Source organism: Agrobacterium tumefaciens (assembly GCF_013337285.1).
Lineage (GTDB): Bacteria > Pseudomonadota > Alphaproteobacteria > Rhizobiales > Rhizobiaceae > Agrobacterium > Agrobacterium burrii.
Map to the genome: position 1 here is coordinate 1,086,124 of NZ_SUPW01000001.1, position 17,144 is coordinate 1,103,267.

General features: G+C 59.5%; 16 protein-coding genes and 1 tRNA gene. 5 read left to right on the forward strand and 12 right to left on the reverse strand.

Annotated elements, in window-relative coordinates; genetic code table 11:
- Positions 1-18 precede the first annotated feature (18 nt).
- Both FCH38_RS05305 and FCH38_RS05310 read right to left on the reverse strand, forming a co-directional pair.
- Positions 19-819 carry a methyltransferase gene (locus tag FCH38_RS05305; protein WP_174373060.1) on the reverse strand — a complete coding sequence of 267 codons (801 nt, stop codon included), beginning with the start codon at positions 817-819 and terminating at the stop codon, positions 19-21.
- Positions 820-825: 6 nt separating this feature from the next.
- Positions 826-1,056: a DUF2007 domain-containing protein gene (locus FCH38_RS05310; RefSeq protein ID WP_142841218.1), complete on the reverse strand. Its 231-nt coding sequence runs from the start codon at positions 1,054-1,056 to the stop codon at positions 826-828.
- 111 nt (positions 1,057-1,167) lie between these two features.
- Here FCH38_RS05310 and FCH38_RS05315 point away from each other — a divergent pair, with 111 nt between their 5' ends.
- From FCH38_RS05315 to moaB, 4 genes are all read left to right on the forward strand, one after another.
- Complete coding sequence (locus FCH38_RS05315) at positions 1,168-2,184, forward strand: polyprenyl synthetase family protein (RefSeq protein WP_149898619.1); 1,017 nt, start codon at positions 1,168-1,170, stop codon at positions 2,182-2,184.
- A gap of 142 nt (positions 2,185-2,326) precedes the next feature.
- Complete coding sequence (locus FCH38_RS05320) at positions 2,327-4,222, forward strand: tetratricopeptide repeat protein (RefSeq protein ID WP_174373061.1); 1,896 nt, start codon at positions 2,327-2,329, stop codon at positions 4,220-4,222.
- 6 nt (positions 4,223-4,228) lie between these two features.
- On the forward strand, positions 4,229-5,113 hold the full coding sequence (locus FCH38_RS05325; protein WP_174373062.1) for a 4-(cytidine 5'-diphospho)-2-C-methyl-D-erythritol kinase: 885 nt from the start codon (positions 4,229-4,231) through the stop codon (positions 5,111-5,113).
- A 10-nt stretch (positions 5,114-5,123) separates the two neighbouring features.
- Positions 5,124-5,669: a molybdenum cofactor biosynthesis protein B gene (gene moaB / locus FCH38_RS05330; protein WP_174373063.1), complete on the forward strand. Its 546-nt coding sequence runs from the start codon at positions 5,124-5,126 to the stop codon at positions 5,667-5,669.
- Between the two features lie 102 nt (positions 5,670-5,771).
- On the opposite strand, the gene FCH38_RS23550 is transcribed toward moaB, so the two are convergent.
- The 6 genes from FCH38_RS23550 to FCH38_RS05355 all read right to left on the reverse strand — a co-directional run bounded on the left by FCH38_RS23550 (position 5,772) and on the right by FCH38_RS05355 (position 11,332).
- The gene (locus FCH38_RS23550) at positions 5,772-5,894 is read right to left on the reverse strand and encodes a hypothetical protein (protein WP_272872195.1); all 123 of its coding nucleotides are present in this window, start codon (positions 5,892-5,894) and stop codon (positions 5,772-5,774) included.
- Between the two features lie 60 nt (positions 5,895-5,954).
- Entirely contained in the window at positions 5,955-6,830 is an 876-nt protein-coding gene (locus FCH38_RS05335; RefSeq protein ID WP_174373064.1) for a dienelactone hydrolase family protein, read from the reverse strand.
- Between the two features lie 120 nt (positions 6,831-6,950).
- A complete protein-coding gene (gene adhP, locus FCH38_RS05340) occupies positions 6,951-7,979 on the reverse strand; it encodes an alcohol dehydrogenase AdhP (RefSeq protein ID WP_174373065.1) in 1,029 nt (342 codons plus the stop codon).
- A 149-nt stretch (positions 7,980-8,128) separates the two neighbouring features.
- Positions 8,129-8,530 carry an MAPEG family protein gene (locus FCH38_RS05345; RefSeq protein WP_174373139.1) on the reverse strand — a complete coding sequence of 134 codons (402 nt, stop codon included), beginning with the start codon at positions 8,528-8,530 and terminating at the stop codon, positions 8,129-8,131.
- Positions 8,531-8,644: 114 nt separating this feature from the next.
- Positions 8,645-10,150, reverse strand: coding sequence for an IMP dehydrogenase (guaB, locus tag FCH38_RS05350; protein WP_149898612.1), 1,506 nt, complete (start codon positions 10,148-10,150; stop codon positions 8,645-8,647).
- 180 nt (positions 10,151-10,330) lie between these two features.
- Positions 10,331-11,332, reverse strand: a complete 1,002-nt coding sequence (locus FCH38_RS05355; RefSeq protein WP_174373140.1) for an MBL fold metallo-hydrolase — start codon at positions 11,330-11,332, stop codon at positions 10,331-10,333.
- A gap of 209 nt (positions 11,333-11,541) precedes the next feature.
- Between FCH38_RS05355 and FCH38_RS05360 the strand changes: the two genes are divergently transcribed.
- A complete protein-coding gene (locus FCH38_RS05360; RefSeq protein WP_149898611.1) occupies positions 11,542-12,939 on the forward strand; it encodes an MDR family MFS transporter in 1,398 nt (465 codons plus the stop codon).
- Here the strand turns inward: FCH38_RS05360 and FCH38_RS05365 are convergent, their stop codons facing one another.
- The 4 genes from FCH38_RS05365 to FCH38_RS05380 all read right to left on the reverse strand — a co-directional run bounded on the left by FCH38_RS05365 (position 12,940) and on the right by FCH38_RS05380 (position 16,909).
- Positions 12,940-13,680 (reverse strand): RlmE family RNA methyltransferase, encoded by a 741-nt coding sequence (locus FCH38_RS05365; RefSeq protein ID WP_153513204.1) that lies wholly within the window; start codon positions 13,678-13,680, stop codon positions 12,940-12,942.
- The gene (locus FCH38_RS05370) at positions 13,677-15,308 is read right to left on the reverse strand and encodes a Ppx/GppA phosphatase family protein (protein ID WP_174373066.1); all 1,632 of its coding nucleotides are present in this window, start codon (positions 15,306-15,308) and stop codon (positions 13,677-13,679) included. Before FCH38_RS05370 ends, FCH38_RS05365 begins: the two co-directional genes overlap by 4 nt.
- A gap of 590 nt (positions 15,309-15,898) precedes the next feature.
- Positions 15,899-16,528: an SAM-dependent methyltransferase gene (locus FCH38_RS05375; protein WP_174373067.1), complete on the reverse strand. Its 630-nt coding sequence runs from the start codon at positions 16,526-16,528 to the stop codon at positions 15,899-15,901.
- Positions 16,529-16,832: 304 nt separating this feature from the next.
- Positions 16,833-16,909 (reverse strand) — tRNA-His (locus FCH38_RS05380).
- Positions 16,910-17,144 lie beyond the last annotated feature (235 nt).

A 17,144-nucleotide genomic window follows, 5' to 3' on the forward strand; every position in this document is an offset into this window, starting at 1 on the left:
CCGGCGGAACGGCGATATTTATAAGCCGGGTCTGATTGCCTTTACATTACGGTAATAGGCTGTGCGGCCATTGCTCAGGTCGTCCACAAAGGGGGTAAAGGCATTGCTGCCGGTCTCGTGCATGATGAGCGGCGCCCGGAAAGACAGCCGCGCCCGCGAGCCCTTGATGGCGGTGACGAGCATGCGCACCGCATCCTCGCCGGGACGTGGATGGATGAGGGTGATCTCGATGCCGCCGAAGCGGCCGCCGCAGGCAGCGATGATCTCCGCCACCGATTGCGGCCTTGCAATCAGGGAAAGCTGTCCGCCCGGAACCACGATCGCACTTGCAGTCCTGATCCAGTCCTCGAACAGGCCCTCCGTCATGGCGTGGGCTTCGGCCTTCAGAGAATCGGGCGTGCGGCGGTCACCCGCATCATTGTAGGGCGGGTTCATGATGACGTGGTGGAAATACCCGTCCGGCAGACCAGCCTCGACGCGCGCTCTGGCACGCAGGGTCACATCGGCCTCGCGCACGCTCACCCGAGCAGAAAAGGCAGCGTTTTCCGGTAACAACAGGCTGCGGCGGGCAAAATCCGCCATTTCCGGCGAACGTTCGTAAAGCGTTACCTCGGCCGTCTCCAGCCGGGCGGCAACCGCAAAACCCGCTGCACCTGCACCCGCACCAAGATCGGCGATCCGGCAGGGGCGGTCATCCGCCACCAGCGAGGCCAGAAGCATGGCGTCCATGCCCGCCCGATGCCCCCTGCCCTTGGGCTGGAGAATGTGAAACCGACCCCGGTGAAAGGCATCAATCGTTTCGGAAATATCGTCGCCCACGTCGCATCAAGCCTCTTCGCCCCGCAACTCGTCCCCCAGCCCGGCATCGATGAGGATGCGCCGGCCCTCATCGGCACGGTCCTCTTCCACGAGGAACCTTCGGGGCAAAAGACCGAGCGAACCCTCCAGAATGCTCATCGCCTGATCGGCGACAAGGCAGTGGATGCCGGCGTCCTTCATCAGGCTTTCGGCGAAGGAGAGCAGCACGGCATCGTTGGTACGGATCAGTTCACGCATGGATAAGCCCTAAATTCCCATCTTTTTGAATGGCTAGCGGCAATTCGCCCCTTGCCGCGCAAGGCGCCAGTTTTTATTGTCGAATCCAAATTCGAACAGGAGTCCTGTCCCTTGGGCGTCGTCATACCGCTTGAAGAAAGCAAAAACAAACTCGCATCCGTCAAGCCGCTTGTCGACCTGACCCGTGCCGACATGGAACGGGTGAACCAGCTTATCCTTTCCAGAGCCGGTTCCGATGTCCAGATGATACCTGAGGTGGCCAACCATCTGATCTCGTCCGGGGGAAAACGCCTGCGGCCGATGCTGACGCTCGCCTCGGCTTCGATGTTCGGTTACGAGGGCGACCATCACATCAAGCTCGCCACCAGCGTGGAATTCATGCATACGGCGACGCTGCTGCATGACGATGTGGTGGATGAGAGCGACCTGCGCCGTGGCAAGTCCACCGCCCGCACCATCTGGGGCAATCAGGCAAGCGTTCTCGTCGGCGACTTCCTGCTCGGCCAGGCCTTCCGCATGATGGTGGATGTCGGCTCGCTCGATGCGCTCGACGTGTTGTCTACCGCCGCGTCAGTGATCGCCGAAGGCGAGGTGTTGCAGCTTTCGGTCGCCAAAAACATGGAAACCACCGAGGACGATTATCTTCAGGTGATTCGCGCCAAGACGGCGGCCCTGTTTGCGGCGGCGGCAGAAGTTGGCCCGATCGTGGCGAAAACCGACAAGGCCACCCGCAGCGCGCTGAAATCCTACGGCATGAATCTCGGCCTCGCCTTCCAGCTCGTCGATGACGTGCTGGATTACGGCGGCAAGTCTGCCGATCTCGGCAAGAATACCGGCGATGATTTCCGCGAGGGCAAGATCACGCTGCCGGTCATCCTTTCTTATCGTCGCGGCACGCAGGATGAGCGCGCCTTCTGGCGTAACGCCATCGAAAAGGGCGAAAGCAGCGACGAAAACCTCGAAAAGGCGCTGGGCCTGATCACCAAATATAATGGTCTTGGCGATACGATCGGCCGCGCCACGCATTACGGCACCATTGCCCGTGATGCGCTTGCGCCGCTGCCGCAGACCCCATGGAAAAATGCGCTTCTGGAAGTGATCGACTTCTGCATCGAGCGTCTGAACTGAGGCTCAAGGCCCACACAAACGGCGGATGGACAGGACCATCCGCCCGCTGTTTCGGGCCAGATTCTTCGCAAGGCGGGATTGTGGCCGGGCCATAATTTCTTGCGGGGTTGCTTCAAAAAAGCCATTCTATCGTGACCAAACAATGGAAACTGATTTTTCCGTGCATTCGCACAAAGGCAAAGGTTCCCTCATGCGGCGTAAACCAGCACTCCGTCTTCTCTGCAGCGCGGCTCTAGCCGCCGCTCTCGCAATCGGCGCGGGCGCAAGCCCGGGCTTTGCGGAGACGAAGACGAAACCGGAAGAGAAGGCTGTCACTTTCGATCCCGGCAAGGTGAACACCTTCTCCGGCGCTTTCCTTGCCGGGCGCAATGCCGATGTCGATCAGGATTATCCGACCGCGATTTCGCTCTACAAGAAGGCGCTGGAATATGATCCGGCCAATACCGAAATCCGCCAGCGCCTGATGATCGCCGAACTGCTAAGCGGCAATTTCGAGGCTGGCGCCAAGATCGCCGATTCGATGAAGGACGATACGTCGGTGGAGCGCGTGACGACCATCGTGCGCGGTCTCGACGCCATCAAGGACAAGGAATTCGTCAAGGCCGAGAAAATCCTGAAATATACCGGCCCCAACGATCTCGACCGCATGGTCAACACGCTGCTGACCGCCTGGGCGCGTGCCGGTTCCGGCAAGCCGAAGGAAGCGTTGGCGCTGGTCAACAACATGAAGGGTCCGGGCTGGATTTCGATTTTCCAGAAGTACAATGCGGCGGCCATCGCCCTTGTCTCCGGCAACACCGACGTCGCCCGCAAGAGCCTCAACGAAGCGGTGACGGACCGCGAAGGCGGTGCGACTGCTTCCGACACCTATATGCGCGCGGTGATGGCGCTTGCCCGCCTGGAGGCTTCCGCCGGCAACAGGCAGAAGGCGCTCGACGCGATTGCGGTCGGCGACACTTTCGCGCCGAATTATGCGCCTCTCAAGGCGCTTCGCGAAGCAATCGAAAAGGGTGAGAAGCCAGAACAGCAGATCACCAATGCCGTCGAAGGCGCTGCTTCCGTGATGTTCTCCATCGCCGGCGCGCTGAACCGCGAAGGTGCCGAAGAGATCGTCACGCTTTATTTGCAGACATCCCGCGCCCTCGACAAGAAAAGCCCCGACACGCTTATTCTTCTCGGCGGTCTTGCCGAGGCCATGAAGCAGCCCGAACGCGCCATCGTGTTCTACCGCGAAGTGCCGAAGGATTCGCCGATGTACCGCATCTCCGAGCTGCAGCTCGGACTGACGCTGGCGCAGACCGGCAAGGTGGATGAGGCGCGCCAGCATCTCAGATCCCTGCTCGAATCCGATCCGAAGGACGTCCGCTCTTATCTCGCCTATGGCAGCGTGCTTTCCGATGCCAAGGACTACAAGGCCATGGCCGAGAATTACGACAAGGCCATCGAGGTGATCGGCGCCGTGCCGCAGAAATCCGACTGGTCGGTGTTCTTCCAGCGCGGCATCGCTTATGAGCGCCTGAAGCAATGGGACAAGGCCGAACCGAATTTCAAGCGCGCATTGGAATTGAACCCGGAACAGCCGCAGGTGCTGAACTATCTCGGTTATTCCTGGGTGGACAAGGGCATCAATCTCGACGACGGCATGAAGATGATCAGCCGCGCCGTCGAGCTTCGCCCGAATGACGGTTACATCGTCGATTCGCTTGGCTGGGCGCATTATCGCCTCGGCGCCTTCGATGAGGCCGTGACCGAACTGGAGCGGGCGATCGAACTCAAGGCCGGCGATCCGACCATCAATGACCACCTGGGTGACGCCTATTGGCGTGTCGGCCGCAAGATCGAGGCCGTCTATCAGTGGAACCGCGCCTTGATCGGCGATAGCGACGATGTGGACCAGGCCAAGGTGAAGGAAAAGATCGCCAACGGCCTGCCGCCGCTTGAAAAGGACGCCGAAAACACCGCCAAGAAGGAAGCCGCGCCGCAACCGCCGGCTCCTCCGGCACCGGCTCCTGCACCTGCCCCGGACAAGAAATCCTGACGCCGCATGCGCGTGCATGAAGTTTCCGGGGCCACCGAGACCATCGAGGCGGCCCCGGCCAAGATCAATCTGGCACTGCATGTAACCGGCCAGCGGGCGGATGGTTATCATCTGCTTGAAACGCTGGTGACATTCACTGAAGCCGGTGACGTGATCCGTATTCGCGATGCCGATGCCGATAGCTTCTCGATTTCGGGGCCTTTCGGCGATCTTCTGCGTACGGGAGATGGCGGCGACAATCTCGTCACCCGCGCCCGGGACAGGCTGCGTGATACGCTTGCGGCCACGGGTCAGCCAGGCCCTCCAGTTGCCATTCACCTCGAAAAGAACCTGCCGGTGGCTTCCGGCATCGGCGGCGGTTCGGCGGATGCAGCAGCGACGCTGCGGGCGTTGTTGCGGCACTGGCATGTTACGATAGAGCCGGAAGGGCTCGCCTCAATCGCGCTCACACTCGGCGCGGATGTGCCGATGTGCCTTGAAAGCCGGCCCCTCATCGCACGCGGCATTGGCGAGGAGATCGAACCGGTCATCGATCTGCCCTGCCTCTTTCTGGTGCTCGCCAACCCGCTGAAAGCCGTCTCGACGCCGGATATATTCCGACGCTTGCAGAACAAGACCAATCCCCGCCTGCCGGCACATGCGACAATTGGCTGGATGGATTTTCTGGCGCAAAGCCGCAACGATCTCCAACCACCCGCGCAGACGTTGCTGCCGGAGATCGGCGAGATCGTCGGCATGTTGTCGCAGGAAGGTGCCGTGCTTGTCCGCATGTCCGGTTCGGGTGCGACCTGCTTTGGGGTTTTTCATTCCTTCGATGCCGCCCGAAACGCGGAAACATCGCTTCGGAAGAAACGCCCCGGCTGGTATTTTCAGGCGACGCGAACCATTTGAGGATTAGGCCATGGCAGGCGAAAGACCCTTCATTCCCCTTGGCATTGCGGTTTTGACCGTGTCGGACAGCCGCACGCTGGAGGACGACAAATCCGGCGATACGCTGGTCGCCCGTCTCGAGGAAGCCGGACACCGCCTCGCCGCCCGCGCCATCGTGCCGGATGACAGGCAGGCCATTTTCAACACCGTGCGCGACTGGACGCTTGCTGACGACATCGATGTGGTGATCACCACCGGCGGCACCGGCTTTACCGGCCGCGACGTGACGCCGGAAGCGCTGGAGCCGCTGTTCGAAAAGCGCATGGACGGCTTTTCCGCCGTCTTCCATCGCATTTCCTATGACAAGATCGGCACCGCCACCATCCAGTCACGCGCGACCGGCGGCGTGGCGAACGCCACGTTCATCTTCGTGCTGCCGGGATCACCGGGGGCTTGCAAGGATGCGTGGGATGGCATTCTCAAGGCGCAGCTCGATTATCGCCACTTGCCGTGCAATTTCGTGGAAATCATGCCCCGGCTCGATGAGCATTTGAAGCGTGGGGCTGGTGGAGTTTAGAGCAGCGGATCGAGAGTGCGTGTGGCTTTACCCCCTCTGCCCTGCCGGGCATCTCCCCCTCAAGGGGGGAGATCGGCACGACGCGCTACCTCAACTTCATTCTCAGACTGTGAGATAGGCGAAACCTATCCGCGTATCGATCTCCCCCCTTGAGGGGGAGATGCCCGGCAGGGCAGAGGGGGGTGAAGCCCCATGCACCTTCGGTCCGTTGTAAATGGTCAACATGTCGAGCCTTTCCTTCTTCCCCCGAAGGGAGAAGAAACAAGCGGCAGCGTCGAGCGCCCATCACGCCAGATATTTTTTGAAAAACTCCACCGTCCGCCCCCAGGCGAGATCGGCAGCGGCCTTATCATATCGCGCCGAGGACGTATCGTTGTTGAAGGCGTGGTTGACACCGTCGTAAACGAAGATTTCGAAGGTCTTGCCGTTTTCCTCCAGCGCTTTCTTATAGGCATCGATGCCGGCATTGATGCGTTCATCAAGACCCGCATATTGCAAAAGCAAGGGTGCCTTGATGGCCGGTACATCGGCCGCCGGCGCTTGCTGGCCGTAATAGGCGACGCCGGCATTCAGGCCTGCCGATTTGGTGGCGAAACGGTTGACCAGCCCGCCGCCCCAGCAGAAACCGACCGCACCGACCTTGCCATTCGCGCCCTGCCTTGCGGCAAGCCACACCCGGCCCGCCTCAGCATTGGCAACCGTTGCGTCCATATCGAGACCGCTGAACATTTCCCGCGCCTTATCCTCATCCGAAGGCGTGCCGCCCTGCGGCGAGAGAAAATCGACCGCAAGCGCCCGGAAACCGGCGAGCGCCACGCGTCTTGCCACATCGCGGATATGATCGTTCAGGCCTCTATTCTCGTGGATGACGATGACGGAGCCGATGGGGCCGGACACCGATTTCGGCGTAACGAGATAACCCTTCATTTCGCCACCGGGGGCGGGATAGGTCACCTCTTCCGCAACGATGCCCGCATCATCAGGCGCGACGATGGCCGCATGGGCGCTGCTGGCGGAAAGAAGCGGTGCGATGGCGGCCGCAGCCGCACCGGACCCGGCAAGAAGCGTGAGCTTTTCCATGAATTTACGGCGGTCGAGGCTGAGATGGGTATATTCATCGTAAGCGTCGATCATGGCCTGCGTAATCTTGGGCTTGTCCATCGCCTGTCCTCCTTGAACGCGGATGCGACGGGAGGATAACGCAGATCGCCCTGCGGGGAACGCAGCGGGCGGCGACGGCGCCACACTTTTGCGTGAGCGCCGCAGGCCCTGTCATTCGCCTCAGGCGGCGAGGTCCACAACGATACGGCCGTCGATCTTGCCTTCTTCCATGCGGTGGAAGATATCGTTGATATTTTCCAGCTTGTCCCAGGAGAAGTGGGCGGCGACCTTGCCTTCACCGGCGAAGGTCAACGCCTCCTCCAGATCCTGGCGTGTGCCGACGATGGAGCCACGCACCGTGATGCGCTTTAGCACCGTGTCGAACACCGGAATGGAGATGAAGCCCGGCGGCAGGCCGACAAGCGCCATTGTACCCTTGGAGCGCAGGAAGCCATAGGCCTGCTCCATGGCCTTGGGGGAGACTGCCGTTACCAGCGCGCCATGGACGCCACCGGTTGCCTTCTGCACCTGCTCCACCGCGTCAGGCGCACGGCCGTTAACGATGACATCTGCTCCCAGCTTTTTCGCAAGCGCCAGCTTGTCATCGAAAATATCGGCGGCAACGACATGCATGCCCATGGCCTTGGCATATTGCACCGCCATGTGACCAAGCCCGCCAATGCCTGATATGACCACCCATTCACCGGGCCTGACTTCGGTTTCCTTCAAACCCTTATAGACGGTGACGCCAGCGCAAAGCATAGGTGCGGCCGGGCCGAAATCGAGATTGTCAGGCAGGCGGCCGACGAATTTCGGATCGGCAAGGCCATATTCTGCAAAGCTGCCATTGACGGAATAACCTGAGTTCTTCTGGCTCGGGCACAGGGTTTCCCAGCCGGTGCGGCAAGGAATGCAGCAGCCGCAGGCGGTATAGAGCCAGGGCGTGCCGGCACGGTCGCCTTCCTTGATGCCGGTGACACCAGCGCCGATTTTCGCGACATAACCGGCACCTTCATGGCCGGGAATGAAGGGCGGGTTGGGTTTGACCGGCCAGTCACCCGTTGCGGCGTGCAGGTCGGTGTGGCAAACGCCCGTCGCCTTGTAATTGATGAGAATTTCACCGGGGCCGGGATCCGGTATCGCCACTTCCTCGATAGTCAGTGGTTTCCCAAACGCGCGGACGACGGCTGCCTTCATTGTTTTTGTCATGACATACTCCTCAATCTCTGCTCGCCTGAAATCCTCGACGGCGGGCAGAGATTAACGGGGATGGGGCGTCATGGAATTGACCCATCGCAAATCGGCTTATTTTGGAGGCGTCGACTGTCTCACTTATGGAGCAACCTGACGATGCTGTTTCACTCCAAAGCCAACCAAATGGCGAGCCAGCCCCACAGGCAGACCAGAAGGGCAAAGCCGATGCCGAACAATGCCCCACGATGGCGGAGACGATTGCTGGTGACATGAACATAAGAATGGGCGTAACGCGACAGCACGAACAACCAGGCCAGCACGATGGTGACGATATTGTCCGCATCGGTGATGTAAAGCAGCAGGCAGGCGATGTGGAACAGGACGGGAAGTTCGAACTGGTTGGCGATATTGCGGTTTACCAGATAGCTTTCCCGCGCTTCCTCGCTCTTATCGCGAAGCCGGATGGCCGATTCACGATCCGTGAAGGTGTATTTTTTACGCCGGTAGAGCAGCAGTATGTAAAGTCCGAAAACGAGAAAGACATGGGCGATCATCGGCCAGAACATTGCGGTCGTCGGTGACATGCTTTCTCTCCCAATCATGAAAACGCTCCCCGATCCGGCTGGAATCGGGGAGCGCCAAATACTCTGTCTATCTTTTTACGGATTCGGTTTGAAAGATCAAACCGCGCCGGGATAGTTCGGGCTTTCGCGGGTGATCGTCACGTCATGGGCGTGGCTTTCACGCAGGCCGGCGCTGGAAATGCGCACGAAGGTGGCGCGCTCCTGGAATTCCTTGATGTTGCTGCCGCCGACATAACCCATGGCGGCCTTGAGGCCACCGGCCAGCTGATGCAGGACGCCGGAGACCGGACCCTTGTAGGGAACCTGACCTTCGATGCCCTCAGGCACAAGCTTCAGCGTATCGCGCACTTCCGCCTGGAAATAACGGTCTGCCGAACCGCGGGCCATGGCGCCAACGGAGCCCATGCCGCGATAGGCCTTGAAGGAACGGCCCTGATAGAGGAACACTTCGCCCGGGCTTTCATCCGTGCCGGCGAGCAACGAGCCGATCATGACGGCGGAAGCGCCGGCGGCGATTGCCTTGGCCAGATCGCCCGAAAACTTGATGCCGCCATCGGCGATGACAGGAATATCGGCAGCATTGGCCGCTTCAACCGAAGCCATGACGGCCGCCAGCTGCGGCACGCCGACACCGGCGACGATACGCGTCGTGCAGATGGAACCGGGACCGATACCGACCTTGACGGCGTCAGCACCGGCATCGATCAGCGCCTTGGTGCCATCGGCGGTGGCGACATTGCCGGCGATGATGCGAACCGAGTTCGACATCTTCTTGACCAGAGAGACGGCATCCAGCACGCGCTGCGAATGGCCATGTGCTGTATCAACGACCAGAAGGTCGACGCCGGCATCAATGAGGCGCTCGGCGCGCTCGATGGCATCGGCACCGACGCTGATGGCGGCGGCGGCGCGAAGGCGGCCCTGCGCATCCTTGGTGGCGTTGGGGTTAAGCTGCGACTTCTCGATATCCTTGACGGTGATGAGGCCAACGCAATTGCCCTTGGGGTCTACAACCAGCAGTTTTTCGATGCGGTGCTTATGAAGCAGCCGGCGCGCTTCCTGTTGATCGACGCTGCTTTCCTTGACCGTGACCAGGTTTTCCCGGGTCATCAGCTCGTAGATCTTCTGCTGCGGATCGGAGGCAAACCGCACATCGCGGTTGGTCAGGATGCCAACGAGGCGACCGTTCTTGTGGCCGCCGGAACCGCCGTTTTCAACCACGGGAATGCCGGAAATGCCGTGCGCCTTCATCAACGCCTGCGCTTCTGCAAGCGTCGCATCCGGGCCGATCGTGACCGGGTTGACGACCATGCCGCTTTCGAATTTCTTCACCTGCCGGACTTCTTCGGCCTGCTCGATGGGGGTGAGGTTGCGGTGGATGACGCCGATGCCGCCGGCCTGGGCCATGGCGATGGCAAGACGGCCTTCCGTGACCGTATCCATGGCCGAAGACAGGATCGGCAGGTTGAGATCGATATCGCGGGCAATGCGGGTGGCGATATTCGTCTGTCCCGGCATAACTTCGGAATGCCCGGGCTGCAGCAACACATCGTCAAATGTGAGAGCGTCCAAACCAGTGGGTGTTTGAATGATGCGTGCCATGACCAAATTCCTTCATAATGAAAAATGCGTGGCCGTCCCGGAACGAAAAGTTCACCCCGGCGCCCTGCAAGGATTGCTTGGAAGTTGGCGAGGGCTGGTAACACGTTCATGACAGGAAGGGAATAGAAAAAACCCGGAATGAACTTCCGGGTTCTCCCTGTTGCTGCATTGCAGCAGATATCAGATGTCGAACTGGTAGGACTTCGGCACGAAACGATAACCCGTATCCAGCTTTTCCGCGTAACCAACGGACGGGAAAGGCATGTGATAGCCAAGGAAAGGCAGCCGGTCGGTGGCGATCATGTCATAGACCTTCTTGCGGGTGGCAGCAGCAGCAGCCTTGTCCATGTCGAATTTCACTTCCCAATCGGGCCTCTGCAGCGACAGGACGAAATGGTTTGCCGTATCCGCCGTCAGGATCAGCTGTTTACCTTCCGATTCGACCCGGAAGATCATGTGGCCCGGTGAATGGCCGAAGGCCGCAATGCCGGTGATGCCGGACACGACATTGGCGCCGTCGCCGATGAAGGTCGCCTTTTCCGCCAGCGGCTTGACGTTGGCGATAACGCCCTTGTGCCCACCCTCGGCAGGCGTGCCGACCCGCTTCTCATCCGTCCAGAAATCATATTCCGCCTGGCCGACCACGTAACGCGCCTTTGAAAAGGCCGGCGCGCCCTTTTCCATCAGCCCGCCGATGTGGTCGCCGTGCATGTGAGTCAGCACCACCACGGTCACATCCTCCGGCGTGTAACCGGCCGCCGCCATGCCCTCGATCAGGCGGCCATTGCCGGCCCCACGGCCGGCCTCGCCGAAACCGGTATCGAACAACACAAGGTCTGTGCCGGTATTGATGAGAACCGGCGAAAAGGAATTGACGAATTGCTCCTTCGGCAGAAAGTTTTCTTCCAGCAATTTACCGACCGTCTCCGCCGACTGATCCGTGCCGAAGGTCTCACCAGGGTTTGGCGCGGCGCGCGCGCCGTCCTTCACCACCAGCACCTCGAAATTGCCGAGCTTGAAGCGGTTGGTTTCCGGCGACATGGCGTGCTTTATCTCCATGGAGGTTTGCGGCTGGTTGGTTTGGGCCGTTGCGGTGCGCGCCATCAGCAGCGGCGCACCGAGGACGGTTGCGCCGGCTGCACCGATGAGGCCGCGTCTGCTCATGCTCAAGGATTGGGTCATCATCTTGTCTCCGATTTCGCCAACTGGCCGTTATCACCAACTGAACTCACCCAACGGACAATAGAGCGAGAAAGTTTCAAGGAAACCGGCCTCACGCAGGTTTGATCGGAGCGTTAGAAATAGACAATTAACATGTTGGCAAGCGGTCCTATCAGGCGTAGGAGGAACGAGAGACACCTTTGTCGCAGCGGAAAGCCGCAGGCAGCCCCATGAACCGCATCATCCCCCTCATCCTGGCAGTCGCTCTCTTTATGGAGCAGATGGACTCCACCGTCATCGCAACCTCGCTTCCGGCGATTGCAGCAGATCTCAATGTCGGCCCGATCACCCTCAAGCTCGCGCTGACCGCCTATATGGTGTCGCTGGCGATCTTCATTCCCATCAGCGGCTGGATGGCCGACAAATACGGCGCAAAGAAAATCTTTCGTTTCGCCATCGGCGTCTTCGTGGTGGGGTCGATCTGTTGCGCGGTCTCGTCGTCGGTGTTCGAGTTCGTGCTCTCGCGCTTCCTGCAGGGCATGGGCGGGGCGATGATGACGCCCGTCGGCCGTCTCGTTCTGCTTCGAACGACGAAACGGACCGAACTCGTCTCCGCCATGGCGCTGTTGACGATACCGGCGCTTGTGGGGCCGCTCACCGGCCCGCCGATCGGCGGTTTCATCACCACCTATTTTTCCTGGCACTGGATTTTCCTGATCAACGTGCCCATCGGTATTATCGGCATCTGGCTGTCGACCATCTTCCTGCCGGAAATTGAAACCACCAATCCGCCGCCGATGGACGGCAAGGGTTTCATTCTGTCCGGTATCGCCGCCTCCGGCGTTGTCTTCGGCGTGTCAGTGGTCAGCCTGCCGGCACTGCCGCCCGCCATCGGCATCGCCTCGACGATCATCGGTTTTATCTGCGGTTTTCTTTACGTGCGCCATGCCGCGCGCCATCCCGCCCCCATTCTGGATTTCCGCATTTTTCAGAATGCGACGTTCCGGGCGGCATCCGTTGGCGGCACCATCTTCCGCATTTCGACGGGCGCCATTCCGTTCCTGATGCCGCTGATGCTGCAGATCGGCTTCGGGCTTAACCCGTTCCAATCAGGGATGATCACCTTTGCCGGCGCAATCGGTGCGATCACCACGAAATTCATGGCCAAGCGCGTGTTTGCGGCAACGGGATTCAGGTCAACGCTGATCGGAGCGGGCGTCGTCGGCGCGTTCACGACGCTTGCCAACAGCTTCTTCACACCGGAAACACCCTACCCGCTGATCATGATCTTTCTGGTCACGGCGGGATTTGCCCGGTCGTTCTTTTTCACCGGATCGAACGCACTCAGCTATTCCGATATCGAAGACAGCCAGGCCAGTCAGGCGACCTCGATGGCCTCGGTGATGCAACAGATCAGCCTGGCGCTGGGTGTGGCTTTCGCCGCCTCCATTCTGGAAGTCAGCAGTGCAATGTCCGGCACGCATCTGCAGCTTGCCGATTTCCACATCGCCTTCACCATCGTGGCGCTGGTGTCGCTGTTCGCCATCGTGCCGATCATCCGCATGGACGCACAGGCCGGTGCGGCCGTCTCCGGCCACCGCGGCAAGGTTTCGCAACCGGCGGAATGATCAGTCTTCGGCGGCCTCTCCGGCTTCGGCATCGATAGCGGGCTCGTTCCTGCGGCCCTTGAAGTGCTTGGCAAGCAGGAACATCTCGACCGATTCCGAGCGTGACGACGCCGGCTTGATGTGCAGGACCTGCTTGAAGTTCTTCTTCAGCATGTCCAGCAGCGCCTTTTCCGTGCCGCCCTGGAAGGTCTTGGCCAGGAAATGGCCGCCTTCCGCCAACACCTGAACGGCGAAATCGGCCGCGACTTCGCACAGATGCATGGTGCGGATGTGGTCGGTCTTCTGGTGGCCCGTGGTTGGCGCCGCCATATCCGACAAGACAAGATCGGGCGTGCCGCCGACAGCTTCCATCAGCTGGTCCGGTGCGGTCGGGTCGAGGAAGTCGAGTTGCAGGATCTTCACGCCGGGGATCGGATCGATTTCGAGAAAATCGATGGCCGCAACGCGAATGTCGTCCTCAGTCGAATCCGTCACCTTGGAGGCGATCTGCGACCAGCTTCCGGGTGCGGCGCCAAGGTCGATGATGCGCGTCGCGCCCTTCAGGATCTGGTGCTTGTCGTTGATTTCCAACAGCTTGAAGGCGGCACGGGCGCGATAGCCTTCCAGCTTGGCGCGCTGCACATAGGGGTCGTTGATATGACGTTCCAGCCAGCGGCGCGATGAGGCCTTGAGCTTGGTCTTCTTGACCTTCTGGCCGATCTTTCGGCCGGTACGATTGGTGCTTGTCGGCGCCTTGCTCATGTCAAACCTTCTGTTCTGTCCTGCCGTACGATCTGCATGCGCCTTATGCGGTTGCGCCGCCATGCGCCGTCATCCGCCATCATATCCGTCAAGAGACCTTCACGCAGGCCACGATCGGCCACCCGCATGCGGCGTGACGGCCAACGGCGGCGAATGGCCTCAAGAATGGCGCAGCCCGCCAGAACCAGATCGGCCCTATCAGGACCGATGCAGGCATTGGCGGCGCGGCCAGCGAAATCCCATGCCAGCAGCTTGTCCTGCATGGCGGTCACCTCTGCATCGGAAAGCCAGAGGCCATCCACCTTGCGGCGATCATAGCGCGGCAGATCGAGATGAACACCCGCAAGCGTCGTCACCGTGCCGGATGTTCCGATCAGATGGAAATCCTCGTGATGCACAAGCGGCGCGAGAGGCGGGCAATGGAAGGCATCCAGCAGCCCTTCGACTTCCCGCACCATGGCCGCAAACACGTCAGGCGTCACATCGCGGCCGCCATGGCGTTCCGAAAGCGTGACGACGCCGACCGGCAGCGAAGTCCAGTGGGTGATGTGGTTGGCGAGCCGGTTCGAGCGGTTTTCGCCGACCTTGATGACGGCGATTTCCGACGATCCGCCGCCGATATCGAACAGCACCACGGAGCGTGCTTCACGCCCGACAAGCGAGGCGCAACCCGAGACCGCAAGGCGGGCTTCCGTTTCACGGCTGATGATTTCGAGCCTGAGCCCGGTTTCGCGGGTGACACGCGCCAGAAATTCCTCACCATTGATTGCCGCGCGGCAAGCTTCGGTGGCAATGAGCCGCATGCGCCGTATGGGACGACCCGCGAGTTTCGCGGCACAGACCTTGAGGGCCTCCACCGCGCGATCCATAGCATCGTCTGAAAGGCGGCCGGTCGATACCAATCCCTCGCCCAGCCGGACGATACGCGAAAAGGCATCAACGACCCGGAACTGGCCGGGCCTTGTCGGCTGCGCGATCAGCAGGCGGCAATTATTGGTGCCGAGATCGAGCGCCGCATACATATCTGCCGGCGTGTCCTGGCCATGCTCATGCTGACGACCCGCCTGACGGGCGGAATCCAATTGCTGGCGGTGCGGTTCCTGAGAAGCCCCGTTGGCACGACCGTTCTGCTTGCCGACATGTCTCGCTGCCGGGGAGGGAACCAACGGTCGGCCCTGCGGATCGCGACCACGCGGATCGCGGTGAACCCGCTTGCGGTTGCGCGATTTGCGAACACCGCCGGGCGGTGCAGTGGTTGGATTTATGGCGTCCGTTACAATGGGAGCCTGCGCCTGTTCACCAGATGCAGGCGCACTCTGCTGGGAGGACGCGCCTTTGCCGCGAGAACGCCGCCGGCGCTTTCGTTTGCGCGGTTCGGCATCCGGCTCGAGAGCCGACACGTAAGGGGAACCGGCCGGAACATCCGCGGCAACATCATGCGACAACACAGCGGCGTCACGGGGTTTCCCGTCACGCTTGTGTTTCTTGCCACGACGGGATCGCTTCGCTTTCCCTTTGTCCGCCACCGATGCCCCTTGGTCCGACGGCTTTGGGCCGTTTCCGGGGTCGATCACTGTCTTGTCCATTTCGCCGCGCACAAGCAAAGACGCTATGCTGCTGGCTTTCATAGGTTTCGTTGGGTGGACAATACCAGCGCAAGAGATTTTAGCCAAATGGTTTTTCCCGAGCCGAAAACGGCAGGCGTCGAGGCGATATAGCTAGGCGCGCAACAGGACCACTCAGAGGCTCCCAATTGCTCTAATAGTTTTTCTGGGGTCCGTCCTCTGACAGTACAAACATAACTTAGTGATTGTTAGTATGAAGATGCGAGGAAGATACACAGCGATGGGTTTACTTTCGGAGAAGAATCAGGCTCAACTTTTTCGGGAAATTTTATTCATAATTCCACTTTGGAGCACATAATGCCGAGAGTAAGAGAATCCCATCTTGTAATTCCGACCCTTAGAATTCTCGCTACGAAACAGGACGGGTTTGCTACAACATCGACGCTCATCGATGAACTCGAAGACTACTTCGCACCGGAAGGCATAGATGACACTCTACTTCAAGGAAGAAATGATACGCATTTCAGCCAGAAAGTGCGAAATCTTGTTTCGCACCGGCAGAATTCAACTGGTCTGGAAACCCGCGGATGGGCATCCTATGACCAAGGACGCGAAGGGTGGACAATAACCGACGCAGGAAGACTTTTCTTGGCTCAGATGGGTGAGCTCGACGAATAATCACCCTGCCGCTCCAAAGAACGCCTGCAAGGAGGAACCCAAGCTAGGTGTGAGTGGTCGATCGCGTCTTTCTCCCATATGAACCAAGCATATCCTGTAGCAGTCGATGCTTTGGGATCAACACGCCCCTTCACCATTGGAACGCGCTCAGAGAACTGAGCAAATATAGTTGGTGGGCTGTCCTTAAATATGCCTTCATACCGCCCGACGCTTTCGAGAAAGACGGTGCGCGCCAAAATAGCAACGCCCTGACGAGCCACAGTCATAGCGCGCGCTACAAACTCTTCGGCCAACCGAAATGGTGGGTTTGTGATTACCCAATCGTGTGATAGCGCCTCATACGGAAACGTCAGGAAATCACGAATGGGCGCGTAGCCGTAAGGGTATGCATCTGCGGAATCAACTCGAGCAAAATATTCTGATAGAGGGCGCGACATATAACCTCTGCCCGCTGCCGGTTCCAAGCAAGTGCAAGAAGCAACCTTTTCACGACCTATGATATATTCAATTAACGCTCTCGTCGCCCAAGGTGGCGTGGGGAAATCATCAGGGCTATCTTGTGCCTCATGCCGCTGTGCCATAACGGCATGTGATGTATTTTGCATGAAATTTCTCCCTTGAGGATTGCAGAGGCATGCCGTGCAATTTCTTATCAGGCAACACTTTCGCGAGGCTGTAGCCGTGTATTTTTAGAGCTACAATAGCACCCTCGGATGATTTTCGGACCTAATCTGCCCACTTTTGTTATCGAAGCAGGACAAAATTTCGGCTCAGTCCGAGGCCCTTTAGTAACCCAAACGAATTCCACGGGAGTAAGTAACGCCGCAAAAAGAAGAGCTTGCATCGGAGGTCAAATCTCCCATCTCCCGGTAAGTCCTTGTAGCATTTGAACTTATCGGGAGAAGGGAATGGTACGGTTGAGTGGGGTCGAACCACCGACCTCAGGTGCCACAAACCTGCGCTCTAACCAACTGAGCTACAACCGCACATGAAACGCCGAAGCGGCGTCACGGGGGGTGACATAAAAGGTGTTTCCCCCATTTGCAAGTGCCTCAGTGAATTTTGCGAAAAAAGGCATCGAAAGGCAAGCGCTTTCATTGCGCCGAGACGGATAACGGGCGAAGGCAAGGCCTGTTCATGTTAACTCTGTTTGGCGATTCATCCGCCGGATGGTGGACCCCGCCGGCGTGTGAAGTTATTTAAAATTCTGTTAACGTGGTG

What these genes read in the sequence shown, in the direction of transcription:
- FCH38_RS05310 (WP_142841218.1), bottom strand. Translation starts at nt 1,056, where the DNA reads ATGCGTGAACTGATCCGTACCAACGATGCCGTGCTGCTCTCCTTCGCC.
- FCH38_RS05320 (WP_174373061.1), top strand. Translation starts at nt 2,327, where the DNA reads ATGGAAACTGATTTTTCCGTGCATTCGCACAAAGGCAAAGGTTCCCTC.
- FCH38_RS05325 (WP_174373062.1), top strand. Translation starts at nt 4,229, where the DNA reads ATGCGCGTGCATGAAGTTTCCGGGGCCACCGAGACCATCGAGGCGGCC.
- moaB (WP_174373063.1), top strand. Translation starts at nt 5,124, where the DNA reads ATGGCAGGCGAAAGACCCTTCATTCCCCTTGGCATTGCGGTTTTGACC.
- FCH38_RS23550 (WP_272872195.1), bottom strand. Translation starts at nt 5,894, where the DNA reads ATGTTGACCATTTACAACGGACCGAAGGTGCATGGGGCTTCACCCCCC.
- FCH38_RS05335 (WP_174373064.1), bottom strand. Translation starts at nt 6,830, where the DNA reads ATGGACAAGCCCAAGATTACGCAGGCCATGATCGACGCTTACGATGAA.
- adhP (WP_174373065.1), bottom strand. Translation starts at nt 7,979, where the DNA reads ATGACAAAAACAATGAAGGCAGCCGTCGTCCGCGCGTTTGGGAAACCA.
- FCH38_RS05345 (WP_174373139.1), bottom strand. Translation starts at nt 8,530, where the DNA reads ATGTTCTGGCCGATGATCGCCCATGTCTTTCTCGTTTTCGGACTTTAC.
- guaB (WP_149898612.1), bottom strand. Translation starts at nt 10,150, where the DNA reads ATGGCACGCATCATTCAAACACCCACTGGTTTGGACGCTCTCACATTT.
- FCH38_RS05355 (WP_174373140.1), bottom strand. Translation starts at nt 11,332, where the DNA reads ATGACCCAATCCTTGAGCATGAGCAGACGCGGCCTCATCGGTGCAGCC.
- FCH38_RS05360 (WP_149898611.1), top strand. Translation starts at nt 11,542, where the DNA reads ATGAACCGCATCATCCCCCTCATCCTGGCAGTCGCTCTCTTTATGGAG.
- FCH38_RS05365 (WP_153513204.1), bottom strand. Translation starts at nt 13,680, where the DNA reads ATGAGCAAGGCGCCGACAAGCACCAATCGTACCGGCCGAAAGATCGGC.
- FCH38_RS05370 (WP_174373066.1), bottom strand. Translation starts at nt 15,308, where the DNA reads ATGAAAGCCAGCAGCATAGCGTCTTTGCTTGTGCGCGGCGAAATGGAC.
- FCH38_RS05375 (WP_174373067.1), bottom strand. Translation starts at nt 16,528, where the DNA reads ATGCAAAATACATCACATGCCGTTATGGCACAGCGGCATGAGGCACAA.